This is a genomic window from Hydrogenophaga palleronii (assembly GCF_031457455.1).
Classification (GTDB): Bacteria; Pseudomonadota; Gammaproteobacteria; order Burkholderiales; family Burkholderiaceae_C; genus Hydrogenophaga; species Hydrogenophaga palleronii_A.
Genome location: NZ_JAVDWU010000014.1, coordinates 48,218 through 74,473 on the forward strand (window position 1 = coordinate 48,218; position 26,256 = coordinate 74,473).

13 protein-coding genes are annotated in these 26,256 nt (G+C 65.2%); 2 read left to right on the forward strand and 11 right to left on the reverse strand.

The features are described 5' to 3' along the window. The 4 genes from J2W49_RS23740 to J2W49_RS23755 are packed head-to-tail and all read right to left on the reverse strand — an operon-like array spanning nucleotide 1 to nucleotide 10,845. A complete protein-coding gene (locus J2W49_RS23740) occupies nucleotides 1-1,347 on the reverse strand; it encodes an efflux RND transporter periplasmic adaptor subunit (RefSeq protein WP_310321906.1) in 1,347 nt (448 codons plus the stop codon). Nucleotides 1,348-1,370: 23 nt separating this feature from the next. Further along, nucleotides 1,371-2,144, reverse strand: a complete 774-nt coding sequence (locus tag J2W49_RS23745; protein ID WP_310321907.1) for an efflux RND transporter periplasmic adaptor subunit — start codon at nucleotides 2,142-2,144, stop codon at nucleotides 1,371-1,373. Continuing rightward, complete coding sequence (locus J2W49_RS23750) at nucleotides 2,144-3,646, reverse strand: TolC family protein (RefSeq protein ID WP_310321909.1); 1,503 nt, start codon at nucleotides 3,644-3,646, stop codon at nucleotides 2,144-2,146. Before J2W49_RS23750 ends, J2W49_RS23745 begins: the two co-directional genes overlap by 1 nt. A 53-nt stretch (nucleotides 3,647-3,699) precedes the next feature. Then, entirely contained in the window at nucleotides 3,700-10,845 is a 7,146-nt protein-coding gene (locus tag J2W49_RS23755; protein ID WP_310321911.1) for an Ig-like domain-containing protein, read from the reverse strand. Nucleotides 10,846-11,519: 674 nt separating this feature from the next. Here J2W49_RS23755 and tgt point away from each other — a divergent pair. Together tgt and J2W49_RS23765 are read left to right on the forward strand one after the other, a co-directional pair. Beyond that, nucleotides 11,520-12,686: a tRNA guanosine(34) transglycosylase Tgt gene (tgt, locus tag J2W49_RS23760; protein ID WP_310321913.1), complete on the forward strand. Its 1,167-nt coding sequence runs from the start codon at nucleotides 11,520-11,522 to the stop codon at nucleotides 12,684-12,686. Nucleotides 12,687-13,232: 546 nt separating this feature from the next. Further along, complete coding sequence (locus J2W49_RS23765) at nucleotides 13,233-14,414, forward strand: MFS transporter (protein WP_310321914.1); 1,182 nt, start codon at nucleotides 13,233-13,235, stop codon at nucleotides 14,412-14,414. A 15-nt stretch (nucleotides 14,415-14,429) separates the two neighbouring features. Here the strand turns inward: J2W49_RS23765 and J2W49_RS23770 are convergent, their stop codons facing one another. The 7 genes from J2W49_RS23770 to J2W49_RS23800 all read right to left on the reverse strand — a co-directional run bounded on the left by J2W49_RS23770 (nucleotide 14,430) and on the right by J2W49_RS23800 (nucleotide 26,056). Next, nucleotides 14,430-17,330, reverse strand: coding sequence for a PAS domain S-box protein (locus J2W49_RS23770; protein WP_310321916.1), 2,901 nt, complete (start codon nucleotides 17,328-17,330; stop codon nucleotides 14,430-14,432). After that, the gene (locus J2W49_RS23775; protein WP_310321917.1) at nucleotides 17,305-17,751 is read right to left on the reverse strand and encodes a hypothetical protein; all 447 of its coding nucleotides are present in this window, start codon (nucleotides 17,749-17,751) and stop codon (nucleotides 17,305-17,307) included. Before J2W49_RS23775 ends, J2W49_RS23770 begins: the two co-directional genes overlap by 26 nt. Before the next feature lie 180 nt (nucleotides 17,752-17,931). Further along, entirely contained in the window at nucleotides 17,932-18,570 is a 639-nt protein-coding gene (locus J2W49_RS23780; protein WP_310321918.1) for a response regulator, read from the reverse strand. Then, nucleotides 18,567-21,248 carry a PAS domain-containing sensor histidine kinase gene (locus J2W49_RS23785; RefSeq protein WP_310321920.1) on the reverse strand — a complete coding sequence of 894 codons (2,682 nt, stop codon included), beginning with the start codon at nucleotides 21,246-21,248 and terminating at the stop codon, nucleotides 18,567-18,569. Before J2W49_RS23785 ends, J2W49_RS23780 begins: the two co-directional genes overlap by 4 nt. 41 nt (nucleotides 21,249-21,289) lie before the next feature. Then, nucleotides 21,290-22,528, reverse strand: coding sequence for an osmoprotectant NAGGN system M42 family peptidase (locus tag J2W49_RS23790; RefSeq protein ID WP_310321921.1), 1,239 nt, complete (start codon nucleotides 22,526-22,528; stop codon nucleotides 21,290-21,292). Beyond that, nucleotides 22,525-24,264: an N-acetylglutaminylglutamine synthetase gene (gene ngg, locus J2W49_RS23795; protein ID WP_310321922.1), complete on the reverse strand. Its 1,740-nt coding sequence runs from the start codon at nucleotides 24,262-24,264 to the stop codon at nucleotides 22,525-22,527. Before ngg ends, J2W49_RS23790 begins: the two co-directional genes overlap by 4 nt. A gap of 16 nt (nucleotides 24,265-24,280) precedes the next feature. Continuing rightward, complete coding sequence (locus J2W49_RS23800) at nucleotides 24,281-26,056, reverse strand: N-acetylglutaminylglutamine amidotransferase (protein ID WP_310321923.1); 1,776 nt, start codon at nucleotides 26,054-26,056, stop codon at nucleotides 24,281-24,283. Nucleotides 26,057-26,256 lie beyond the last annotated feature (200 nt).

A 26,256-nucleotide genomic window follows, 5' to 3' on the forward strand; every position in this document is an offset into this window, starting at 1 on the left:
TCAGATGCCCAGCGTCTGGCGCAACACCGTCAGCGGGCGCCTCAATGCGAAGAAAGACAAGGGCACCCAGTTGCCACGAATGCGTGCGGAACCGGTCGTGCCAATGCGCGGGACCGGTTGGTCCGGATCGAACTCGGCTTGTATGCGGTAGGTCCACAACCCTTCCCGGTCCAGTTCCGCGCTGTAGGCGACCTGCTTGACCTTGGCGTCATAGGACGACAAAGGGCTGGCATTCGGGTACAGCGTGACCCCCGTGCCTTCGGCCACGTCGAATCGCTCGCCCACCGGAAGGCGCACGACCAGTTCCACCTTGGCTGGATCGGCCAGCAACAGGATGCGCTCACCCTGCACCACGGCGCGCCCCAGCCACTGATCGGCGTCTGAAAACACCACCACACCCGCACGCGGTGCACGGATCTGAACACGACCGAGCTGTTCAGTGAGGTAGTCCAGTTCAATGGACTTCTCTTCCAGCACGCCCCGCCGAAGTGCCATCTCCAGGCGCCCTCGGTCATCGGTGACCGCGATCTGGGCCGACTGCCGGAACTCTTCTCGCGCGGCGTCCAGCACCTTGCGTGCCACCTCATGGCGCGCCCTCAGGGCGGATTCGTCCAGCGTCAACAGGGCTGCGCCGGCCTCCACGGTCTGGTTGGGTCTGACGAGCAGCCGGTCAATCACGCCATCCATCGGCGCCCGCACGAAAAATGGATCGTCTGGCAGAACCTCGGCCGGAATGATCACGCTCTGGCGGATCGGGATGAACATGAGCACCAGAACAGCGCCCCAGACCCACCGCCGGTAGTGCTGCCACCAACGCCTCGGGCCTTCTGTCTTCACGCGGCGACTCTGCAGCTTGTTGGCCATCGCCAGGCCATAGTGGGTCCCAAGCTCCTGCACCACGGCCAGCTCATGGGGTTGCCATGGGTCGGCGCGTGCCAGCAGCCACCCACCAAGCTGCTCCCCATCACCGGCCAGCAAGGGCATCCACAGCACATGCGGCGGCAGCCACTGCGCCCAGTCCGCCAGCAGATCGGGGTGATCCTGCGCCACCACCAGCCTGGGCTGTGTCGATGCCTGAGCAGCCTGTGTGGCTGGTGTGGTCTGTTCACTCAAGCGGCGGCACAGACCGGACACCCAGTGGGAGAACGGCGCATTGGCATCGGGTCTGGGCTGGCCAGAGACAGCAGAAAGCCTCGCTGCGTCGGTGAACACGCCCGTCTGGCGCCAGACGATCGACAGCTGATACGTCAGCACCTGCCGGCTCTCGTTGGCCATGACAAAGCCAAGCGTTTCCAGGTTCGATGCGCCTGCGGCACGGCGAACCAGTTGAAGAACTTCTGCCAGCACGCGGCTGGCATCCGGCGCGCCGCTCACCGCACGCCGGGAAACGTGGCCCAGCCACTCATGCCGGGCAGCAGTCCTGCGGTCGAGCCTGTGACCACCGCCACCAGTTCAACCGACTGGCTGATGGGATCGACGCGAGCACCGATGCGTTTCACCTTCGCGTCGACCGTCTTCTCCAGGTCATCCAGCCGAACCTGAAAAGGTGAGTCGACCTTGAGCCAGGCCAACCAGCGGGACGGGACAATCAGGCGCACCTCGATGGCCCGGGTGTCCACCAGAGACAGCAATGGCGTCCCGGCGTTGACAAACTGATGGTCCGACGCCATGCGCTGAACCACGCGCCCGGCAAACGGCGCGAATATCCGGCACTTGCCCAGGGTGCTCTGGACCATGCTGACATCGGCCGCCGTTTCCCGTGCCTTGGCCCGGGCTTGGTCGGCCTCCAGCTTGCCCACCGAGTCCAGTTCCGCCAGGCGCTGGACAGTCTCCAGGTGATGCCGGGCGCCGTCTCGGGTGGCCATGGATTTTTCAAGCTGTGCCTGAAGTGTGCGGCAGTCAAAGGAAACCAGGAGCGCCCCTGAACGAAAGGCGTCGCCATCGCGCACGGTGACGCGCTCGATTCGAGCCGCCACCTCGCTGGAGACCACCAGTTCATTCAGCGCCGTCAGCTGCACCCGGATGCGACCGTCCTGATCGGTTCCGGCCGCAGACTGCGCCCACACAGACGGTGCCTGGATCAACAGGCAGCAAGCCCCCAGAACACCGGCGACAAAGCGCAGACGAACAACCGCTTCGAACATCAGGATCCGCCTCCCAGGCGCCGGGCCCAGCTGGCATCGGTTTCATGCAGGCTCTGCCTCAGGCCGGCGAGGTCGTGGCTGGCAACCTCAGCAGGCAGGGGGTCCCAGCCGATCGTGGCCAGCAACTGGCCATAGGCCCCTTGCAACGACGCATAGCTGTGGTGGTCCCGCAGTTCAGCCACCAGCGCGCTGGCCGCCACCCGAACTTCCTGGAGACGGCCCTGCATGTCGGAGCGGGTGGCGTTGCGGGTCTGCTGCAGGATCTGCCGCTCCACCTGGTTGAGTTCCTGCGCCAGTTCGTGCTGGCCCAGCAGGCCGCGGTAGTTGCGGTAGGCGACATGGCTCTGGGTGAGCACGGCCATGGACAGCGCCATGTGCTGGTGGCGCGACAGCGCTTCCTGCGCCTTGGCGGCCCCTTTGATGGCTGGCGCGTTGAGCACGTTCAGCAGATTCCAGCTCACCCGCAGGCCCGCGTCACGCCAGCTCTTGTTCACCAGGAAGTCGTTGCTGTCGTGGTGAGCACCCACCGAAAACTCGATGCCTGGCAGCAGGCGGGCCATGGCCTTGCGCGTCTCCAGCACACCGATGCGTTCGTTGTAGCGCGCCTCCATCAGCTCAGGGCGGTTCAGCAGCGCGGCCTCTTCCACCTGTTCCACCGTCATGGCCAGCGGCTGGATCGGCCTGTCCTGCGGCACCACCACCTCGAAATCCACGCCGGGCTCCATGTTCATCAGCGAGGCCAGCCTGGGCCGGGCCTGGGACAGCTCGTCGTTGACCGACTCCAGCTGGCGAATGATTTCCAGCAGTTGGCGCTGGTAACCCAATGTCTCCATGGGCGAGACCAGCCGCTCGGCCTGGATCTTGCGAGAATCGGCCAGCGCCTTGCGCGCATCCGTGATGATGCCCTGCAGGCGCTGCTCCATCATCTGCGCGCCCGCCATCTGCCAGTAGGCCTCCCGAACCTGCTGCATCACCTGGTGCACGGTCTTTCGCCGCCGCTCCTGGGCCACCAGCAGGCGGTCTGCATTCTGCTGGGACTGGTAGTAACTCACGCCGAAGTCGAGCACGTTCCACGACAGACCCAGATCGACCACGGTGCGCTGGCGCTCCGAGGAGATCGACGGCACCAGCGACTGCTCTCCCGTGATGAAGTCTTGCGAAGATGACGCCAGGTCGTTGTTGCGCGAGGTGTATCCGGCGGCCAGGGTCAGCCTGGGCAGCAGATCGACCCGCGACAAGTCAAACTGGCGCATGGCCAAGGCCTCCTCCATCAGCTTGACGCGGGAGTCCAGGTTGTATTTCAGCGCCCGGGCCTGGGCCTCCTCCAGCGAGACCGGCCCGCTCAGGGGCTCCTGATGCTGTACCAGCGTCGAGCGCTGTTCCACCAGCGATTGCTGGCGCTCCTCCATGGAGATGGGTCTTGTGCTGGTCGCACAACCGGCCAGCACGACCAGTGAACACGCTGCTGCGAGTGGTCGCAAAAGAAAACGCCTGTCGCTCATGGATCGATCCTTGTGTGTGAAATTCAAAATGGACTGCGTCTCGGCATCCAGGCTCAGGATGCTGAAACAGGCGTCTGAAGGGCATTCACCAACGCATGGGCCTGTGATTCCAGGGCGCCCCTGCCATGGGCAGACCACTGCGCTTGCAACGACAGCCACTGCACGGAAGTCGCTGGCTGGCCTGCATCGTTCCCGACATCGCCGCGTTCATCCGCGCGACCGCCCTGGACCGCAAACTCCAGCATCATGGTCTTGCGCTCGCCTTGCCCGTCCTGAACACTCAGTTCCAGCCGCAAGGTGCCACTGAAGCCGGCTGGAGGCACACCGGAAAACTTTCCGGTCACCGGGTCAAAGCGAAGCCACGACGGCAGCGGGCGGCCATCCATCTGCCGGACCTCGATCAGCATCGAGGATCGGCGCATCAGGTCATCCCCCATCAGCGCACCCAGCGGCACCGTGTATTCGACGGGCTGCCCAGGGCGCAGCAGCACCGCCTCCTGCCCGCCCATCGATGGCATGCCCATGGCAGCGGTACCGGCAGGCTCAGAAGCCTGGAACGGCACCGACCAGCGTTGGTCATCACGCTCCCAGCCTGTGCCCGAGATGCCGTCAAGGTTCATGGGGCCCAGCACGCCTGAGATGCCGGCAGGCATCAGGCTTGCCAGGGCCGATCCCGTGGGGCTGCCGACTCCGTTGCCACTGCCACCGCCGGTCCAGGGGTTGAGGGCCTCGGACACGATCATCGGGGTCGGCGTGAAACCTGGCAGGGGGGTGCCCCCGCCCTCCGGCAAGGGGGTCATGGGCGGCGGCAGCGGCACGGAGCCGGTGGTCGGGCGCGGGGGCACCGGCGCCTCTGGAACGGGCTGCGGCGGCGCAGGAGCGGGGGCAGGAGCCGGAGCAGGGGCGGATGACTCCATCACGGGGGCGACGGCGTGGGATGCCGAGGCGACATCGGCCACCAGGGCATTGCCCACCGTGTCCTGCACGCCGCTGCCGGAGGCCGTGAGCACCACGCCCAGACTGCCCTGCCCGCGAATGCCGGACACCGTGATGAGGTAGGTCTGCGCATCCTGCACCTGGAGACCTGTCAGCGTGCCTGTGGCACTGCCTGTGGCGCTGAGATGGAAGTCGGCCAGGTCCAGACCGGTCACCGGCTCGCTCAGTCGCAACACGAAGGTCACAGTCGATGCGTCTGTGGCCGGGTTGCCCTGCAGCGAGAAGCTGATGGCCGCAGGTGCCAACGAATCCACCAACACGCCGGTGGTGGCACCGATGCCATTGAGTGTGGTTTGTGCCGTGTTGCCCGCTGTGTCGAGCAATGTGCCGCCGTTGGGCTCGATGTGGCTTCCGATGGTGATGCCGTTGCCATCCTGTTGCCCGCTGCCAACGGTGAGGCGGAACACCAGGGCGGTGCTGCCAGAACCCGAAACATATTCGGCGTACACCGTGCCACCCGTGTCCAGCGTGACGGCGATGTGTGGGGTGCCTCCGGTGATGTCGACCGTCACCGCCCCGCTGAAGTTGACGGTGAAATCAAGGTTCTGCCCGGCCACGTAGGTGCCGTTGGCCGGCACGCTGACCGATGCGACCGACGGCACCAGGCTGTCGATGGCGTAGTTGTTGGAGTCGGTGGTGCCCGTGCCGGTGTTGCCTGCTGCATCGGCCACCCCGGTGTTGTCCAGGGTGATCAGGTTGCTGGTGTCTTCGACGCCCGCAGTCGGTGTCAGGATCGCCGTCCAGGTGATGCCGCCGTCACCGCTGCTGAGGCTGCTGAGGGCGCCGTTGGCCACCGTGAAGTCGCCAATGGCGAGGCCGCTGACGGCTTCGTTGAAGGTGATCGTCACCGTGCTGGTTTCGCCAGCGGCCAGCGCGGTATCGGCCACCACGATGCTGGCCGTGGGGCGCAGGGTATCGATGGCGTAGTTGTTGGAGTCCGTCGTTCCCGTGCCGGTGTTGCCTGCGGCATCGGCCACCCCGGTGTTGTCCAGCGTGATCAGGTTGGTCGTGTCGGTGATGCTGGCCGTCGGCGTCAGGGTCGCCGTCCAGGTGATGCCGCCGTCGCCGCTGGAAAGCCCGCTCAGGGCACCGTTGGCCACCGTGAAGTCGCCAATGGCGAGGCCGCTGACGGCTTCGTTGAAGGTGATCGTCACCGTGCTGGTTTCACCGGCTGCGAGTGCCGTGTCGGCCACCACGATGCTGGCCGTGGGGCGCAAGGTGTCGATGGCGTAGTTGTTGGAGTTGGTGGTACCGGTGCCGGTGTTGCCTGCGGCATCGGCCACCCCGGTGTTGTCCAGCGTGATCAGGTTGGTCGTGTCGGTGATGCTGGCCGTCGGCGTCAGGATCGCCGTCCAAGTGATGCCGCCGTCGCCGCTGGAAAGACCGCTCAGCACACCATTGGCCACCGTGAAGTCGCCGATGGCGAGGCCGCTGACGGCTTCGTTGAAGGTGATCGTCACCGTGCTGGTTTCGCCGGCGGCCAGGGCGGTGTCGGCCACGACGATGCTGGCCGTGGGGCGCACACCATCAATCACGATGTCACGGCTTGCAGCGATGGAACCGGCTGTGCCAGGAGTGGGCAGGGTGAGGTTCGCATCGATGAAGCTGCCGCCCTGGATGGTGTCGCCATTGGCCACCAGCGCGGTGGTGCCGGTGAAGTCGAGGTCGGACGAGATGTCGCCCTCCTGCACCGTGTAGCTGAAGTACAGCGAGGAGCTGCCGCTGCCTGCAAGGTAGGTGGCTGCGCGGTCGGTCGTGCCGGTTTCCAGCATCAGTTGAATGGTGCCGGTGCTCAGGAACACGGCCTCACTGAAGTTCACCACCATGACGACGGTGTCGCCAACCCTGTAGGTGCTGTCGCCCGAAATCGAGGACACCGAGGTGACCGTCGGGTTCACCGGGGCGGTCAGGGTGACGTCGTTGCCGGTGCCGCCGATGTAGCTGGCGGTGAGCACCGTGCCATTGCCACCGGCAGCGACGGTGGCGCCCTCGGCGAGACCGCTGAAGCTGCCGGTCACGGCATCGGCCGCGTCGTTGACGATGATGGTGTGGCTGTCGCCGCTGCCCGCCGAGTAGCCGTGCGTTGCGGACAAGGTGGCACCGCTGGCATCGACCGTGCCGTTGACGATCACCTGGTCGTACTGGGTGCCGGCGGTCGTGCCGTTGATCTCCACGGCCAGCGTGCTGCCTGAGGCCAGGGTGAGGTTGCCGTTGACCGTCAGGGTGCCAGCCCCACCGTTGCCGGGGGAAAGCGTGCCGCCGTTGTTGACCGTGACATTGCTGGAGATGCTGCCGCTGCCGCCCAGTGTGGCGCCGGATGACACCGTGGTGCCCGAGGTGGCGGACAAGGCGCCATTGACGAGCAGGCTGCCGGCCACGATGCTGGTGGCGCCGGTGTAGCTGTCGGTGCTACTGAGCGTGAGCGCTGCGGCGCCCGTCTTGCTCAGCCCGCCCGCGCCGGTGATGTTGCCGGACAGCGTGGCATTGGCCGCAGTGTTGACGGTGACGGTGCCGCCACTGAGGGTGACGGCGTTGTCGATGGTGGTGGCGCCGGTCACGGCCAGCGTGCTGCCGCTGGCCAGGGTCAGCGCGCCGCTACCGAGGTTGCCGTCGCTGGAGACACTCAGGGTGCCCGCGCTGACGGTGGTGGTGCCCGAGTAGGTGTTGCTGCCGGAGAGGATGAGCGTCGCTGCCCCCGCCTTGGTCAGGTTGTTGGCGCCGCTGATGACGCCGGACAGGGTGGCATTGGCCGAATTGCTGACCGTGGCGTTGCCGTTGAGGACGACGGCATTGTCAATGGTGGTGGCGCCCGTGATGGCGAGCGTGGTGCCGCCAGCGAGATTCACCGCGCCGCTGCCCAGGTTGGCGTCGCTGGCGACACTCAGCGTGCCTGCGCTGACGGTGGTGGTGCCCGAATAGGTGTTGGTACCGGAGAGGGTGAGCGTCGCTGCCCCCGCCTTGGTCAGATTGCTGGCGCCGCTGATGATGCCGGACAGGGTGGCATTGGCCGAGTTGCTGACCGTGGCGTTGCCGTTGAGAACGATGGCGTTGTCGATGGTTGTGGCGCCCGTGATGGCGAGCGTGGTGCCGCCAGCGAGATTCACCGCGCCGCTGCCCAGGTTGGCGTCGCTGGCAACACTCAATGTGCCTGCGCTGACGGTGGTGGTGCCTGAATAGGTGTTGCTACCCGAAAGCGTGAGCGTGGAAGCGCCGGACTTGGTGAGGTTGCTGGCACCGCTGATGGTGCCGGACAAGGTGGCATCCGCCGAATTGCTGACCGTGGCGTTGCCGCTGAGCGCGATGGCGTTGTCGATGGTGGTGGTGCCGGTGATCTCCAGCGTGGCGCCCGCCGCGAGCGTCACGGTGTTGCTGCCGAGGTGGCTGTCACTGGCCACCGACAGCGTGCCGGCCGACACCGTGGTGGTGCCTGAATACGTGTTGGTGCCGGTGAGCGTCATGGTGCCGCTGCCCTGCTTCACCAGGTTGCCGGTGCCGGAAACGACACCGGACACGGTCGTGGACGTGTTGTCGCCCCCAGCGCTGAGGGTGAAGCTGCCAAGGTTGATGGTGGCAGTGGCACTGTTGCTGCCCAGGCTGCCAACCGTTTGGTCCGATAGCAGTGTGATCACGCTGTTGCCATTAGCGCGCAAATAGCTGCTGCTGGAGACCGAGGCATCGCCATTCAGTCTTAGCGAGCCGAAGTTTACGGCGGTGGTATTGCCGGTGTAGGTGTTGGTCCCCGACAGGGTCAGCGCAAAGGTGGCGGCCCCGCTCTGGCTGACGCTCAGGCCACCCGTGCCACTGATGCCGCCGGAGAAAGTGGTGTCGGCCGTGATGATGCTGGTGAGCGTATTGCTTCCCAGCGTGACGGCGCCCGCGCCGGACAGGTTGCCGATGGTTTCGTTGTTGGACAGCGCGAGCGTGGCACCACCAGCGACCGCGACACTGCTGTTGCTGGAAATGGCATCGCCGCCGCTGAGCGTGAGGGTACCGGCGGATACCGTGGTCGCGCCCGAGTAGGAATTGGTTCCTGAAAAGTTGAGTACCCCCGTGCCTGCCTTGGTGAATGCACCGCTCCCTGCAATCACTCCGGAAATCGTGGCGGTATCGCCTGACCCGTTGGTGAATGTCTGGGTGGTCGCAGCACCGAGGGTGATGGTGCCACCGGTCAAGCTCATGCCGCTGGCGGCATCCATGTCAAAGGTCAGGCTCTCATTCAGGCTCACGCTGTTGATGGTGAGCGCCGTGCTGGCGAGCGAGCCCGCAAACACGATGGTCTGGCTGCCCGTGGCATCGGCCGCGGCAATGGCCACCGCTTCACTGAAGCTCACACCGTTCGTGACATCGATAGTGGAAGTATCGGTAGTGTTGGTGACGTAAATGGTGTCGCTGGTGACCGTCACATTGGCGGTCGTGCTGGCCGATCCGTCGCTCAGCGTGAAGCGCAGCGTGGCGTCACCTGCGGGGGTGTCATTTCGGTAGGTGATGCGCTGCGCAACGTCGTTGACCAGGGCTGTCGTCGCCGTGGTGCCACTGCTGGTGAAGCTGACGTTCAGCGCGCCACCGGTATTGGTGAAGGTGGCAAAGGTCTGGCCGCCTGATTGCAGATTGCTTCCACTGACGGTGAAAAGTGAGCCCGAAAGATCGAACCCGAAAGTGTCTGTGCTCACTGCCGTGCCGGGGCGCTGAACCGACAGACTGGCGCCCGCCCAGTTGCCATTGCCGCCATTGAGTGCACCGAGTTCGGTATCGCTCAACGCCGCATTGCCCCCGGCATCAAGCACCACGGTGTTGCCCACGCCGGCCCAGGCCACGCTGTCGCCGTTCAGACCACCCAGGACCGGCGCATCGTTGGGCTCCCTCAGGTCGGTCAGGATGACCTGCTGCAAGTCCATGTTGGCGACCGAGGTAGCACCGCTCAAATTGGTCACGCGCACCGTAAAGGCGCTGATGTCGTTGAACAGCGCCGCATTCAGATCGACAGTCAAGGGACCCTGGGCGCCGTTGTAGGTAAAGGATTGACTGACTGGCGAACCGCCCGAGTTGGCGCTGAAATCCAGGCGGTAGTTGCCCCCAAAGCTCTGGATCACCATGCCATCGAGGTCGAACGTGCCCAGATCGACGCCGTCGGCGGTCCAGGTGAGTTCGTAGTAATAGTTTCCCTCAGGGCCGGGGGCGTCGCTGACGACGGCAGTGGTGAAGTAGATCGAATTGCTGGAAGAAGCGCGGGTGGCCCCGGTGCTCTCGACGAGTGAGAAGCCATCAACGGTGTTGCCGCCGGTGTTGTTGTTCCAGTAGGTGTCGCTGAACGACTGCGTGGCCGAAGGCAGAGGGAGCAGCCCGTCATAGGTCGCCATCGTTTCCGGGTTCAAGGCGACGGCGGCTTCAATGCTGCCCACTTGGTGTTCCAGCACCCAGTTGCCGCCCATGGCTGCGGAGCCGGTGTTGTCGGTGGAAGCGGCGACATCGGCGCCTGTGGACGCGGCCAGGGCAGCGATGAAGTCGACACCTTGTCCGTTGGCGCCCACGTAGCAACCGTACAGCAGGATGTCGCCCTCTTCCGTAAGTGACTGCCCGATCTGCTGCAGAAGGCCCTCGCGCTCAGCGACGCCCTGAGCGTCGAGCCAGGTACTACCCAGCGACACCCTGCCCTCGTCGCCGTGGCTGATCACATGTATGGCGCTCAGACCGGTGCGCCCTTGCAGATAGTCCGCCATCTGTGCCAGACCATCGCCGTGGGCATCCAGCATCACCACCTCGACCCCTTCGCGAAGGCCTCCAGTCAGCGTGTCCACATCCGGGAGGTTGTCCACCACGAACACAACTTCCTGGCCCGGTACCGCCGAGGTCAATGTCTCGGGGATCTCTGAGGTGTCTTCGTCGGCATCTTCAGGTGATGGTTCCGATGTGGTCTCTGCGTTCTCCTGGTCAGACGTGTCATCGGTTGTGCCATCCGACACAGTCTGCTCATTGTCTGCCGTGGAAGCATCGAATTCTTGATCGCTGGATTCTGCGATCGGCGCGGCATCGTCCGCTGCGTCTGCCTCGTCGACTGGCGGGGCGGTGTTTGTGTGGGATGCGGCCGGCGCTGTGACAGGCGCAGACGCCGGGGTTTCGGCTTCGACCACATCGGGCTCGGCTGTCGGCTCCGCCTGTGCCTGAACCGCCACAGCGGTTTCGACAGCGGCTGCGTCGAACATCATCCGTGGCTCCAGCGCCCGGATGAGGGGCGACCTGCGGAGCGCTTGGGTTTTGCGCCATGCTTCAGCGTTCGTCAGGAACTCAGCCATAAAACCTCTCCCAGCGGACACGCTGCACGGCGATGAAACGCTTCACTCTACCGAAACAAAAAAACTTGGATCCAAGGAAATGCGGCAGAAAACCCGCTTTGTCCACACCGGCCCTGTGGTCTCGAACCCCAAAACGCTTCATCAATCCGCCCCATGCTCGGGTTCGAACTGCTCAAGACCAAAGGCCACGCACGACGACGTCGTTTCAGACTCAACCAAGGGGTGGTCGGGACCTCCATGTTCATGCCCATGGGTATCTGCGGTTCTGCCAAGGGCATGATGCCGCAAAGCCAGCACCCACCACCATTCGGACAACGGCTGCTGGTCAAGAATGTCCGCATCTCTGACATTCATCCGTCCTTGCGTGAGAAACTCCACGCTGGCAACCCCTGGGTGACAAGGACATCACTACGCGGGAGGAGCTACCCGAAGTGCGGCCACCAGTTCATTCGCCTGCAATGCCAGCGCCACCCTGCCATGTGCAGACCACTGGGCCTGCGGCATCAGCCCTGACAGCGACGAAGCCGAGGAACCATCGCCACCAGTCCAGGTGTTGGGGCTCAGGGCGTTTTGAGACAATCCGTCCCATGCTCCAATTCGACCTGCTCAAGACCGAAGGCCATGCCCGTCGAGGCCGCCTCACCCTCAACCACGGCGTGGTCGAGACTCCCATCTTCATGCCCGTGGGCACCTACGGCACCGTCAAGGGGGTCATGCCCCAGTCGCTGCACGACATGGGCGCCCAGATCATCCTGGGCAACACCTTTCATCTCTGGATGCGACCTGGTCAGGAGGTGATGAAGAGCTTCGGCGGTTTGCACGCCTTCGAGCAGTGGCACAAACCCATCCTCACCGACTCGGGCGGTTTCCAGGTCTGGAGCCTGGGCGCCATGCGCAAGATCACCGAAGAAGGTGTGCACTTTGCTTCTCCGGTCAACGGCGACAAGCTCTTCATGTCACCTGAGGTCAGCATGCAGATCCAGACCGGGCTGAACAGCGACATCGTGATGCAGCTCGACGAATGCACACCCTATGAAACCAACGGCCACCTCACCACCGAGGCCGAGGCACGCAAGAGCATGGAGATGAGCCGGCGCTGGGCCGTGCGATCCAAGGACGAGTTTGCCCGGCTGGAGAACCCCAACGCGCTGTTCGGCATCGTGCAGGGCGGCATGTTCGAGCACCTGCGCCAGGAGTCACTGGAAGCGCTGGTGGAAATGGACTTCCCCGGCTACGCCATCGGCGGCGTGAGCGTGGGCGAGCCCAAGGAGCAGATGCTGCAGATCATGGCCCACACGCCGCACCGCCTGCCCGCGCAAAAACCACGCTACCTGATGGGCGTGGGCACGCCGGAAGACCTGGTGCAAGGCGTGGCCGACGGCGTAGACATGTTCGACTGCGTGATGCCCACACGCAATGCGCGCAACGGCACCCTTTTCACCCGCTACGGCGACCTGAAGATCCGCAACGCCCGCCACAAGACCGACCACCAGCCGCTGGACCCCACCTGTACCTGCCATGCCTGCGCGGGCAACAGCAGCGTGAGCTGGACCGACGGCGGGCGCGACGGCTTCAGCCGCGCCTACCTGCACCACCTGGACCGCTGTGGTGAGATGCTTGGCCCCATGCTGGCCACCATCCACAACCTGCACTACTACCTGAACCTGATGCGGGAGGTGCGCGAGGCGCTGGACGCTGGCACTTTTGGCGCGTTCCGCGCGCGGTTCAAGGCGGATCGGGCGCGGGGGGTCTGATCCTCTTCATCCTCCTGTTGCAGGGAGGTTGCAGGTTGTGTGTCTGCGGTTCGCGAGGGCCGACGGTGTGGGTGCCCGTTCTCCGGCCCACGCTCGCGGACGTGTACTGTGGTTTGCCAACGTGGCTTCATCAAGTGCGCTTGAGGTGCGCGCTCTCTGTGGCAACCGCGAATGGGGCCTGCGCCCGGGCACCCACACCATCGACCCCAGTGGCGGGTTGGTGGGCCCAGGACCATCCCTTCTTCTCCCATCCTGCACTGGCTCCGGCACATCAGCGCATTTTTTTATGCACTCGCTGGTGCTTCTCTCGACGGGTGGTGGGGTTCGCGGGCGCAGGCCCCATTCGCGGTTGCCACAGAGCCCGTGCACCAGCCATGGTGTTGACGCCAAAACCACGGCGAACCCAAACAGTCCCCCGCGAGCGTGGGCCGGAGAACACGGACCACGCCACCCGTCAGCGGGAGGTCTGCGAAAGCAACGCATAAAACCACCAGCAGATGAACGCCGAGACACCGCCACCCACGCCAGACCATTAAGCTTCGAGGCATGACGCAACCCCAGGTCCCACGCCACGTGCTCCCCGTGCTGGTGCTCGCCCAGTTGCTGGGCACTTCACTCTGGTTCGCCGTCAACGCGGTGATGCCGGACCTGCAGCGCGAGCTGGGCTGGTCCACCGCTGCGGTGGGCACGCTGACATCGGCTTTGCAGTTCGGCTTCATTCTGGGCACGCTGGTGTTTGCCCTGCTGGCCATTGCCGATCGTTTTGCACCACGCCGCGTGTTCCTGGTGTGCGCACTGGCGGGCGCCGCCTGCACCGTGGGCGCGTGGTGGATGGTGCGCGACTTCACCGCGCTCATGGTCTGGCGCTTTGCCACCGGCTTCTTTCTGGCCGGCATCTACCCGGTGGGCATGAAGATCGCCGCGCAGTGGTACAGCAAGGGCCTGGGTGCGGCACTGGGTTATCTGATTGGCGCACTGGTGCTGGGCTCGGCCAGTGCACACGCGCTGCGCGCCATGGGCGACGCCCTGCCCTGGCCCACGCTGATGCTGGGCGTGGCCGCACTGGCCGCGCTGGGTGGCCTGCTGTTGTACTTCGGCACCGGTGACCCGCCCGGTGCCGTGGCCCGTGTGACCACGCTGCAGTGGCGCGCACTGGGCACGGTCTGGACGGATGCGCGCGTGCGCAGTTCGGTGTTCGGCTACTTTGGCCACATGTGGGAGCTCTACACCATGTGGGTCATGGTGCCGCTGATATTGGCCACGCGACTGCAAGGCACCGCGCTTTCGTGGACGGCGTTCGTCGTGCTCGGTGCCGGTGTGATCGGCTGCGCAGGCGGCGGCTGGGTGGCACAGCGCTGGGGCAGCGCGTGCGTGGCGGGCAGCCAGTTGGCGGTGAGCGGGGCGTGCTGCCTCGCAGCGCCGCTGTTCATGGCCGCACCCGATGCGCTGTTCTACGCCTGGCTGGTGGTCTGGGGCATCACCGTCTCAGGCGACTCACCGCAGTTCAGCACACTCACCGCGCGCAACGCGCCACCGCAAGCAGTGGGCAGCGTGCTCACGCTCACCAACAGCATCGGATTCGCCATCTCCATCGTCAGCATCCTGCTGTTCGTGTCGCTGGCAGAAACAGTGTCGCTGGGCGCGCTGCTGCCCTGGCTGGCCGTGGGCCCGGTGCTGGGGCTGTGGGCGCTGCGCCTGCTTTGGCATGAGGAAGCGCAGCGGCCCTGAATCGTCCGTTCCGGATCAGTTGGTCGAGTCTGAAAACTGCACGCCGATGTGGTCGGACAAGCGGGTCATGACGTGGGCCAGCGCGTCTTCCATCAAGGCCATGTGGCGATACATCTGTGTGGCACTGCAGTCGGGGCCGGCGAGCTCGATGCGCTCGCAGCACGCGGCCAGCGACACGGCGCCAATCACGCGGCAGGATGACTTGAGGCGGTGCGCCAGGTTGCCCAGGGTGACAAAGTCGCTGCTGTGTGCGGCGCGGCGCATCTCGTCCATGGTAGTGAGCGCAGAGAGCACAAAGCGCTGGCGGAATTCGGCCAGTTCCGTGGAGTCTTCGCCCAGCAACCGTGCCAGTGCGTTGTCGTCGTAGTCGCAAGGGCTCAGTTCCACCTCAATCACGTCCAGCTCTTCACACTCTCCCAGGCCAAACCGCTCAGGCGCCTGCGCTCCGTCTGACGGCAACCAGCGCTTGATCATCTCGTCGAGCTGGTCGGTCTGGACCGGTTTGCTCAGGTAGTCGTCCATGCCGGCGGAGCGGCAGCGGTCGATCTCGCCGCGCAAGGCGTTGGCCGAGAGCGCCACGATGGGGATTCTTGGGCCATCTCGCTCCTCGGTGCGGATGGTGGCGGCCAGCGTGTAGCCATCCATGCCAGGCATGTGCAGATCGGTGAGCAGCAAGGCATAGCGCTGCTGGGCCCGGCCCGCGCGCCAGCGCGCCAGGGCGTCCAGGCCGTCGCTGGCGAACTCCACCGACAGCCCCAGCAAGGCGAGCTGGTGGCCAAAGACTTTCTGATTGATCTCGTTATCTTCCGCCAGCAGCACCAAGGGGCTGCCGGCCATGGCAAACCGGGGCCCTGTCTGCACGGCGGACATCGGTCTCTCGCTCACCGTCCGCCGGGGCTCCTGGGTAAGCTTGAAGGGCAAGGTCACCGTGAAGGTGGTGCCTTGGTCGGTCTGGCTGTCGACCACGATCCATCCCCCCATCATGCTGGTCAGGCGTTTGCAGATCGACAAGCCCAGGCCGGTGCCGCCAAAGCTGCGCGTAGTGCTGCCTTCGGCCTGCACGAAGGGCTGGAAGATGCGTTGCAGCGCCTCGGGGGCCATTCCAATGCCGTTGTCGATCACACGGATCTCAAGGTGCCCGGGCTGCCCCGGCGGGCAGGGCTGCACGCGAAGCTCCACCCGGCCCAGGCGCCCGGTGTCGGCGGAGAACTTGATGGCGTTGCCGAGCAGGTTGTTGAGAATCTGGCGCAGCCGTCCGGCATCGCTCAGGATCCAGTCCGGCAAGCCGGGGTCCACATCCACCTGCAGATCGACCGATCGCGACGTGGCCGTGGTGCGCAGGGCGTCGCACACGCTGTCGGTGAGTCTCACCAGGGAAACAGGCACGCTTTCCAGCGTGAGCTGACCTGCCTCGATCTTAGAGAAGTCCAGGATGTCATCGATGATGGTCAACAAAGCCAGCGCCGATTCACCGACGGTGTCGGCCAGTTCGCGCTGGTAAGAGGAGAGCGCCGAGCGCTGAAGCAGATCGATGCAACCCACCACGCCATTCATGGGGGTCCGGATTTCATGGCTCATGGTGGCCAGAAATTCGCTCTTGGATTCGCTGGCTGCCTCGGCCGCGCGGCGGGCCTTCACCAGGGCCGAGGTGCGCAGCTCCACCAGCTCTTCCAGATGCTGCTGGTAGCAGGCCAGTTCCTGGCCCAGTCGTTCCTTCTCGGTCACATCCAGCATCAGCGCCAGATACTGTGTGATCTGGCCTTTTGCGTCGCGAATGGGCGTGATGATCGCGTCTTCCTGGTATTCCACGCCGTTCTTGCGGCGGTTGAAGAAGCGTCCGCGCCAGGGCTTTCCCTCCAGAAGGTGATCCCACATGGCGCGGTAGCTGTCAGCCGGGGTGCGGCCGGAGTTCAGCATGCTCGGGTTCTGGCCCAGCATCTCGTGGAGCTCGTAACCTGAGTTTGCCAACCCGGCAGCGTTGACGTACTGGAGCCTGGCATCGAGGTCGGTGATGTGAACGCTCTCCGCGCACTGCTCCATGGCCATTGAGAGCAAGCGCAGTTTTTGATCCTGTGCACGGCGTTCCGTGACGTCTCTCAGCACCGACACAAAGCGCCTTGCATCCACCTGGCGGGTACTCACCTCGGCCCAGAAAACGCTGCCATCGCGGCGGCGGTGTGGCCACTCGTTCAGGCGACCAGCTGAACCCGGTATTTCGGCAATGGCCCGGGCGAGGCGATCGTGTTCTTCCTCCGGCACCAGGTCCGTCACGTGCTTCGACACCAGTTCGCTGCGGCTGTACCCCAGCATCTGCAACGCTGCCGGATTGGCGTCCATCACCTGGTGGTCCTGGTCCAGCATCAGCACGCCGTCCGGCAGGTGGTCCAGCAGATCGCGCCGTTCGGCGTTGGCACGATTCAATTGCTCGTGCAGGTGCTGGCTGCGTAGCCAGTGCTCCACCGCATGAGCAAGGTCGCGCAAGATGTCGCGCTGGTTGTCGGTGAGCTGGCGTGCCTGGTAATCGATGGTGCAAAGCGTGCCCATGGCGTGACCGTCCACCATTAAGGGCACGCCTGCATAGAAGTTCACATGCGGCTCACCGGTCACCAGGGGGTTGTCGGCAAAGCGGGCGTCCAGGCGTGCATCAGCCACCTCGAACAACTCGGTCTGCAGGATGGCGTGGGCACAGAATGCCAGCTCGCGCGGTGCCTGCTGGGCTTGCGCACCATAGCGTGCCTTGAACCATTGGCGTTTCGCATCGACCAGACTCACCACAGAGACCGGGCAGCCGGTCAGCAGGGCGGCGACCCGTACGATGCCGTCCAGCACGGGATCGGCCGGCGTGTCGAGCACGCCCAGTGAGTCCAGGATGGCCAAGCGCCTGGGTTCGTCAGGAGGCAGGGGTGCGAATGGCATGGCGGCAATCTCTGTGAGGTTGGAAGGAGCTGTCGGCCAAGTCCACAAGCGCCTGCCTGAGTTGAACAATGGACGGTCGGTTGCAGTCGGTTCCGGAGCCGGAAGCGCCGTCCATGGAGTCGTCAAACACATGAATCAGCGACTGGGGTGAGGCGCGTGCCAGGAGACGTTTGAGTGCCGGCACCAGTACGCTGTCCATCGACAGGTCAAGCACCAGCAGATGCGTTTGCATTCGGGTGACACGGGACACGGCATCAAAATGGGAATCAACCACAGCCACGTGGCACCCGGGCAAGAGCTCTCGCACGCAACGCCGCATCAGGTCGAGGCGTTGCGGATGCTCCACCACCAGCAGAACCTGGCAGTCGGCTTCGCCGGGCACCGCGGCAGCGTGGCGATGTACAGAACAGGAAGGGGACACGATGAGACTCCTTGAAGGCTGGCCGGGCTCGACGGACCGGCAGATCAACCACCTTCAGGCACTGTAGAAAGCCGTCCGGGCAGCGTCTGTAGGGAGTTCTCGATGCGGGGTGAGATGGACCGTGTGGCCAGGGAGTTGTGTGCAACATCACACACCCGGACGCAGGGCATGCAACAGAGATCAGACGTTTTCGGCGTCGATCAGTCCGTTGCGGATGGCAAAGCGCACCAGGGCGGGCACATCCGGCGTGGCCAGCTTGCCCATGAGGCGGCTGCGGTAGGAGTCCACCGTCTTGGGCGACAAGTGCAGCTCGCGACCGATCTCGGCGCTGGATTGCCCGTGCACCACCATGAACACGATCTGCCGCTCGCGCACCGAGAGCGTGTCCAGGGCCTCGTCGCCCGGCGCGGTGAGGCCCTGCACGGCCAGCACCGCCACTTCAGACCCCAGGAAGCGCTGGCCCTTGCCCACCGCCTCGAGCGCGCTCAACAGCTCGGAGGCAGACGATCCCTTGAGCACATAGCCCACAGCCCCCAGCCGCAGCGCCTCGGCCACATGGCGCGGCTGGGCCGACATGGTCAGCACGATCGCGCGTGCCTCCGGCGCCCGGCGCTGGAGCTCGGTCAGCAGCTCGAAGCCCGAGCGCTGGCCCAGGTGCAGATCGAGCAGCACCACCACGGAACCCAGATCGCGCAACTCGGCCAGCGCCTGCGTCGGGTCGGCCGACTCGCCCACCACCCGATGCCCGGCGGCCTCCAGCACCGCCCGCAAGCCGTCGCGCAAGAGTGTGTGGTCGTCGACCAGATAGAGCTTGCTCATGGCCCGGATGCCCCCCAATTCAAGCTGACGCGTGTGCCACCACCGGGCTCGGCGATGATGGCGAAGCGCGCACCGATGGAGATGGCCCGTTCTCGCATGCCCACAATACCCAGATGGCCCGGCCGCCCCTGCGACATGTCAGGCGGCATGCCTGCACCATCGTCAATCACGTCCACCATGAGCCGGCTCCCATCGCCCCCCAGCAACACCCGGATCAACGAAGCGCGGGCATGAAGGCGGGCATTGGCGATGGCTTCGCGCACCACCATGAAGGCGCAGTACTCCACGTCGGTCGGCCAGCGCTGCCGGTTCAAACCTTCAGCAATCTCCAGCAGCACATCGGTCCCCAAGGTCTGCGGCGTCGCGCGGGTTTCGTTGTCCAGGGCGGCCGCCAGGCCCAGCTCTTCGAGCAGCGGTGGGCGCAGATCGGCCAGCACTTCCCGCACGTCCAGCACCGCTTGCGCCAGAACCTGTGAAAGACGCTGGCACTGGGCGGCCAGTGCCGCAGGCAAGGTGGCGCCTTCGGAGATCAGCACGGCCTCCAGATTCAGGCGTGCCACCGCCAGCGACTGGCCCAGGTTGTCGTGCAGTGCCTGGGCAAGGCGCTGGGTGGTGCTCTGCTCCTGCTTCATCAGCCGCTGGTTGAGTTCGGAGAGTTCGAGCTGATGGGTCAGCAGCGCCTGCTGCGCTGCACGGCGATCGCTCATGTCGCGCAGCACCGCGATGTAGCGCTCGGCATCCAGCGCACGGATGCTCACCTCGACCGGCAACACGGTGCCATCCCGGCGCAAGACGTTCCACTCCGTCAGCGTGCTGGGGTGAGGTGACTGCGGCTGCAGGTGGTCGACCGGGAGTGTCGCCGGGAATGTCGGCTCCTGGTTCGCCAGCAGGGCCTGCAGCGACATATTGAGCAGGCTCTCACCGGTGTAGCCAAGCATGTTCAGGGCTTGTGGATTGGCATCCAGGATGCGGTCGTCGCGGTCGATCAGCAGCACACCGTCGGCCAGATGCTCAAACAGCTTGCGCCGGTAGGCCTCGGATTCGCGCAGAGCGGCTTCGGCCTTTTTGCGCGGGCTGATGTCGACCGTGGTGCCGGCCATGAAAGTGGCCCACCCCTGGTCGTTCCACTCGGCCTGTCCCTGAACATGCAGCCAACGCCATGCGCCGCGCGCATCGCTGAGGCGCACTTCCATGACAAACGGTTTGCGGTCCCTCAGGTGGCGGCGCATGGCGTTTCGGTACAGGATCAGATCCTCGGGATGGATCAGGGCCCCCAGGCAACTGCTGTATGCCGTGGCGGGCATCGGTTCAAAACCGAGTTGCGCCCAGAAGTCGGGGCTGAGGTTGAGGCGGTCGTGCGCGATATCCCAATCCCACACCTGCCCACTGGCGGCGGCCAGGCGGTAGCGCTGCTCGCTGCGCCGCAGGCTGGCTTCGCTGGCGCGCAAGGCCTGTTCGCTCTCCACCAGATCGGTCACATCCAGCGCAATGCCTTGCACATAGGCGGGGCTGCCATCGGTGGGGTCAATGCGCCGGGATCGATCGCGGAAATGGCGCCATTGGCCTTGCGCGTCGCGCAGGCGGTACTGGATCTGGTGATCGCCCCCGTCCACGTACGCCTCCGACAGTGCGCCCAGCGCGCGCTCCCGGTCGTCGGGGTGCAGCGCCTGGGTCCAGGCCATCGGGTCGGCCATCCAGCTCTGCACGGTGTAGCCGAGGATCTGTATGGAGGGACTGACATACAGCGCATGGTACGGAGGCTCCACCGATGCGCGGTAGATCATCGCGGGCATGTGTTCGGCCAGCAGGCGAAAATCGCGCTCGCGGTCGAGCAGCAGGCGCTCGAACAGCTTGCGCTCGGTGATGTCGTTGCAAAAGATCGACAGCCCTTCGGGCGAGGGGAACACGCGGACCTCAATCCACTTGTCCCACGGTGCGTAGAAGGCCTCGAAGATTTCAGACTGCTGGTTCCGCAAGGCTCTGGTGTATGCGCTGTGAAATGCCCTGCCATGCTCCAGCTCGTATTCGTCCCAGATGTAGCTGCCCACCAGTTGTTCGGCCCGCTCACGCTGCAGCAGTCGCAAGGCGGGCGCATTGAGATAGGTGAACCGTAGGTTTTTGTCGAGCGCGATGATCGCGTCACCCACCCGGTGGATCACATGATCGAGCAGTTCGCGCACTGTGCTCGTCTCGCGCATGGCTTGCTCTGCCTGCCGTTGCATGGCGGTGCGCTCGGTCACGTCGTTCACCACCACCAAGCGAGCAGCCCGGCCTTCCCACAGCAAATCGCAGGAGGTCACCTCGACATCCATCACGTTGCCGTCTTTCAGGGCGTGCTGCCAGCGGGTGGTCAACCGCAGGCCATTGGGGCCAATCACATCCTGGTCGACCTGTGCCACCGTCAGGCGCTCGCCTTGCAGCGTGCGCCTGACGTCCAAGACCGTGAGCTGCAGGAATTCTTCGCGCGAGTAGCCGTAGCGCGTGATGGCCGCCGCGTTGACGGCCAGCATGCGCATATTGCTTTGGTCGAACACCCAGATGGGCTGGGGATGGCCATCGAACAGCAGGCGGCACTGTTGTTCGCTGGCCCAGGCAGCGTCCCGGGTCGCTGAAAGATCCTTGGGTTTCTGTGGCGGACCGCGCTCTGGCGTTGGCATCCAACCATTGTGCGCGCGCATGGCTCTTCAATTGCGAAGCAACCTTTCCACACACCGTCGGCTCAGGACCGACCACCGCCCTCCGTCGACACCGTCCCGTCCGCCTCCAGGAATTCCCCCGGATCGGGCAAGGCCGTGGTCGACACGCCCATCTCTTCGGGCTTGAGCTGTTCCGTGAAGCCTTCCAGCGAACCCATGGACTTGCGGTCGCGCCGCGCCACCGGATCGGACAGCATGTACGCCACTGTCAGGTCGGCCAGCGCCTGCAATGAATCGCGGTGGGTGCGCTCTTGGGCGTGGGATGCGTCGGCACCGAAACCGATGAGTGCGGTGCGGATGTCGTTGCCGGCTTCCACTGCGGCGGCGGAGTCTGAGCGGTAGAAGCGGAACACGTCGCGCCGGTGCGCGATGCCGTGCGTCTTCGCCAGCTCGATCAGCTTGTGTGTGAGGTGGTAATCAAATGGCCCCGCCATGTCCTGCACGCAGATGGTGGCGGCGCGCTCGTCGGTATTCTGGCCGGGCGCGGCAATGGCAATGTCCAGGCTCACCATCTCGGCAATGTCGCCGTGCAGCGCCGCAGACGAACCGGAACCCACTTCTTCGGTGATGGTGAACAGTGGGTGCGCATCGATCGCGAGCTTGCTGCCGCTGTCCACGATGGCCTTGCAGGCGGCGAGCAACACGGCGACTGCGGCCTTGTCGTCCAGGTAGCGCGAGTTGATGTAGCCATCCGGCTGCAGCTCGGGCTGCGGATCAAACGCAATCCAGTCGCCAACGTTGATGCCGGCATCCGTGAGGTCCTTGGCGCTGTGCGAAGGGATGTCGACCCGCACTTCCACATGGTCCCAGTTGGAGGGCTGGGTGTCGATCTCGTCGCCATAGGCGTGGCCCGATGTCTTGAGCGGCAGGCAGGTGCCGCGCAGCTGCTGGGTGTCGGTGAACACGGTGAGCCGGCCTCCCTCGGCGAAGCGCGACGACCAGCTGCCGATGGGCACGATGCCGATGCGGCCATTCGATTTGATCTCGCGCACCATGGCGCCCAGCGTGTCCAAGTGGGCCACGATGGCACGTGCCGGGCGGGCCTCGCGGCCTTTCAGCGTGGCGCGAATGGCGCCCCGACGGGTGATCTCATACGGAATGCCGATGGCATCGAGCCGGCCGGCGGTGTAGCGCACCACCGCATCGGTCAGGCCCACCGGGCTGGGGATGGCCAGCAACTGCAACAGGGTTTCTTCGAGGAAGGCGTAGTCGATTTTTGGCAGAGTCGGCGTTTTGTTTTTGGAGCGGGCGGATTCGGTCATGACGAGGCCTCCTGGGTGGCGGTCAAGGGAAACAGCAGGTCAATGAAACGCTGCGCGGTGGGTTGCGGCTCGTGGTTGGCCAGGCCGGGGCGCTCGTTGGCTTCGATGATCACGTAGTCAGGTCCATCGACGGCGGGCACCAGGAAGTCCAGCCCGGTCACGGGAATGTCGAGCACACGGCTGGCCTGCTCGGCCGCCTGGCGCAGCACGGGGTGCAGCTGATCGGTCACATCGTGGATGGTGCCGCCGGTGTGCAGGTTGGCCGTCTTGCGCACCGCCAGCGACTGTCCAAAGGGCAGCACGTCGTCCATCTCGTGGCCCTGGCTGGCCACGCAGCGGCGGGTTTCAGCGTCCATCGGGATGCGCGATTCCCCTCCCGTGGCGGCGGCGCGGCGTCGGCTCTGTTTTTCGATCAGCTCGGTGATGGTGCTCTGTCCGTCACCCACCACGGTGGCGGGCTTGCGCAAGGCGGCCGCCATCACCTGGTGGTTGATGACCACGATGCGCAGGTCCTGCCCTTCACAGAACTGCTCCAGCAGCACACGCTCACCGAAGTGACTGGCGTTCTCGATGGCGGTTTCCATCTCTTCGCTTGAGGTGAGGTTCACGGTGATGCCTTTGCCCTGTTCGCCGTCAATGGGTTTGACCACGACGGCGCCGACCTCGCGCAGGAACGCGGCGTTGTGCTCGGCGTCTGCGGCCAGCGCCTGGCGCGGCACGCGAAGGCCCGCGCGCTCCAGCAGGCGCACAGTGACGCGCTTGTCTGCGCAGCGGCTCATGGCCACCGCGCTGGTGAGTTCAGAGAGGGATTCGCGGCACACCACGCTGCGCCCGCCATGGTTGAGTTTGAAGTAGCCGTGCTCGGCGTCGATCACTTCCACCCGGATGCCGCGGCGCTGCGCTTCGTCCACCAGGATGCGGGCGTAAGGGTTGAGTCCGTCGATCTCTTGTCCGCCTTCGCTGAACAAGGGTTCGTTGATCGCATTGCGCCGCTTGACCGCGAACACCGGAATGTTCTGGAAACCCAGCTTGCGGTACAGCGCAATGGCCGACGCGTTGTCATGCAGCACCGACACGTCCATGAACGCCCGGCCGCGCGCCTGGAAGTACTCCGCAAGATAGCGTGTGAGTGCTTCACCAATGCCGGGGTGGCTGGCCTGGGGCGACACCGCCAGCGCCCACAAGCTGGAACCCGGTTCGGCGTCGGCAAAGGCTTCTGCGTGGTCCAGCCCCATGGCCACACCGATCACATCACCGGTCTGGCTGTCTTCGGCCAGGGCATAAACGATCTGTCGCTCCGCACGCTGCCCCCACACCCGCGCCGGGTCCACGGGCACCATGCGCCGCGCGCGGTAGATGGCGTTGATGGCGGCCACATCGGCGCGCGAGCGCAACCTGCGAATGGTGTACCCCCGTCGGGTCGCGCGCTGCGGGGTGTAGGCGCTGAGCGCCAGGCGGAATGTCTCGGAGGGGTCGATGAACAGTTGACCGGGCGCGTGCGCCACCACCACGTGCGGCTTGTCCAGGTAAAACGCAATGTCGCGTTGCCCGGGAGCCTCCTGCAGCAGGGCGGCGGCGATGTCTGCCGGATCGGCAAAGGTATGGCCTGCGATCAGGCGGCCCCAGCCACAGACCGTGATCACATTGGACTGCGGCGCCGTCTGGCCCCTGCCGTCGGCCTGGGGCATTGGCGCGCGCCCCAGGCGCATGGCGCGTTGCGTGTTCTTGCGGCTCATGTGGTCTCCTCCTTGTTCATCCGCGCAGGTGGGTCTGCAGCCACAGCTCCAGCAGGCCCAGCTGCCAGAGCTTGGAGCCGCGCAGCGGTGTGATGTGAGCGGACGGATCGGCCAGCAGCTTCTCCACATAGGCCGGCTGGAACAGGCCGCGCTGGCGTGCCGCCGTGCTGGTCAGCGCGTCGCGCACATTGGCCAACACATCGCCTTTGAGGTGCTTGAGCGCGGGCACCGGAAAGTAACCCTTGGGCCGATCGATCACCACCGCCGGAATCACCTGGCGCGCGGCCTCTTTCAGAATGCCTTTGCCGCCGCCGGCCAGTTTGTGGCGCGCGGGAATGCGCGCGGCCAGTTCCACCAGTTCGTGATCCAGAAACGGCACCCGCGCTTCCAGGCCAAAGGCCATGGTCATGTTGTCCACCCGTTTGACCGGGTCATCCACCAGCATCACGGTGGTGTCCATGCGCAGCGCCTGGTCGACCGGGTCGGTGGCGCCGGGGGCGGTGAGGCGCTGTTCGATGTAGGCGCGGGTCACGTCGTCGGTCATGTACGGCGCTTGCACCACTTCGCGCATCTCTGCATGGTCGCGGTCGCAGAATGCGGCGTGGTAATCGACCACCGGCTGGGCGCTGCCTTGCAGCTTGGGGTACCAGTGGTAGCCACCAAACACCTCGTCGGCACCCTGCCCGCTCTGCACCACCTTGCTGTGACGCGACACGGCTTCGCTCAACAGGTAGAAGCCGATGCAGTCGTGGCTCACCATGGGTTCGCTCATGGCGGCAATGGCCTCCGGCAAGCGGCCCAGCAGTTGGGCTTCAGGCACAAAGATGCGTTCGTGCACGGTGCCAAAGCGCTGGGCCACGATGTCGGCGTATTCAAATTCGTTGCCTTTTTCGCCGCCCACGTCTTCAAAGCCCACGTTGTAGGTGCGCAGGTCTCGCACGCCGGCCTCGGCCATCAGGCCCACGATGAGGCTGGAATCCACCCCGCCGGAGAGCAGCGCGCCCACCGGCACATCGGCCACCAGCCGGCGCTTCACCGCGCTTCGCAAGCCATCCAACAGGATCTCGCGCCAGTCATCAAAGGAACGCGCCTCGTCGGCCGAGCCGCGTTCGTAGTTGAGCGACCAGAAGGGTTCTTCGCGGGTGGTGCCGTCGGCGTCGATGTGCATCAGAGTGCCGGGCGCCAGCTTCTTCACGCCACGCAGCAGGGTATGCGGCGGCGGCACGATGGCGTGCAGCGACAGGTAGTGGTGCAGGCCCACCGGGTCGATGGCGGTGTCCACGCCGCCGGCGGCCAGCAGGGCCGGCAGGCTGGAGGCAAAACGCAGGCCGCCCTTGAGCGGGGCCAAGTACAGGGGTTTGATGCCCAGCCGGTCGCGCCCCAGCAGCACCCGGCCGCTGTCACGCTCCCAGATGGCAAAGGCGAACATGCCGTTGAGCCGCTTCACAAACGAAGGCCCCCAGGCATGCCAGGCTTTGAGCAGCACCTCGGTATCGCCGGTGGAATGGAACTGGTACCCCTTGCCTTCCAGCTCCTTGCGCAGGTCGCCATGGTTGTAGACGGCGCCGTTGAACACGATGCCGGCACCCAGGGCGGGGTCGAACATGGGTTGCTGTGCCGCTTCCGACAAGTCCATGATCTTGAGCCGGCGGTGGCCAAAGCCGAAGCGATCGCTCACCTGCAGGCCCTGGCCGTCTGGCCCGCGGGGCCGCTGCTGATCGTTCATGCGCGCCAGCGCGTTCACATCAACGGGCTGGCCGTCGAATCGTATTTCTCCTGCAATGCCACACATGGGTGATCTGCCCTCCAACAGGTGCGCCGATCGCCACGAAGTGCTTCAGGAAAAGCAAAGACCTCCGGTGCGGAGGCAGGATCTTGAAACGGGGGAGAGTGCGCGGGATCGGCTGGTGCACAGCCGCCGGAGCGTGGCCACGGCACGTGGCAATTCGGCAACCGATGGGGCGGTGCCAGCGGGAAACCCGAAGGCATTCC

What these genes read in the sequence shown, in the direction of transcription:
- J2W49_RS23745 (WP_310321907.1), bottom strand. Translation starts at nt 2,144, where the DNA reads ATGTTCGAAGCGGTTGTTCGTCTGCGCTTTGTCGCCGGTGTTCTGGGG.
- J2W49_RS23750 (WP_310321909.1), bottom strand. Translation starts at nt 3,646, where the DNA reads ATGAGCGACAGGCGTTTTCTTTTGCGACCACTCGCAGCAGCGTGTTCA.
- J2W49_RS23755 (WP_310321911.1), bottom strand. Translation starts at nt 10,845, where the DNA reads ATGATGTTCGACGCAGCCGCTGTCGAAACCGCTGTGGCGGTTCAGGCA.
- tgt (WP_310321913.1), top strand. Translation starts at nt 11,520, where the DNA reads ATGCTCCAATTCGACCTGCTCAAGACCGAAGGCCATGCCCGTCGAGGC.
- J2W49_RS23765 (WP_310321914.1), top strand. Translation starts at nt 13,233, where the DNA reads ATGACGCAACCCCAGGTCCCACGCCACGTGCTCCCCGTGCTGGTGCTC.
- J2W49_RS23770 (WP_310321916.1), bottom strand. Translation starts at nt 17,330, where the DNA reads ATGCCATTCGCACCCCTGCCTCCTGACGAACCCAGGCGCTTGGCCATC.
- J2W49_RS23780 (WP_310321918.1), bottom strand. Translation starts at nt 18,570, where the DNA reads ATGAGCAAGCTCTATCTGGTCGACGACCACACACTCTTGCGCGACGGC.
- J2W49_RS23785 (WP_310321920.1), bottom strand. Translation starts at nt 21,248, where the DNA reads ATGCGCGCGCACAATGGTTGGATGCCAACGCCAGAGCGCGGTCCGCCA.
- J2W49_RS23790 (WP_310321921.1), bottom strand. Translation starts at nt 22,528, where the DNA reads ATGACCGAATCCGCCCGCTCCAAAAACAAAACGCCGACTCTGCCAAAA.
- ngg (WP_310321922.1), bottom strand. Translation starts at nt 24,264, where the DNA reads ATGAGCCGCAAGAACACGCAACGCGCCATGCGCCTGGGGCGCGCGCCA.
- J2W49_RS23800 (WP_310321923.1), bottom strand. Translation starts at nt 26,056, where the DNA reads ATGTGTGGCATTGCAGGAGAAATACGATTCGACGGCCAGCCCGTTGAT.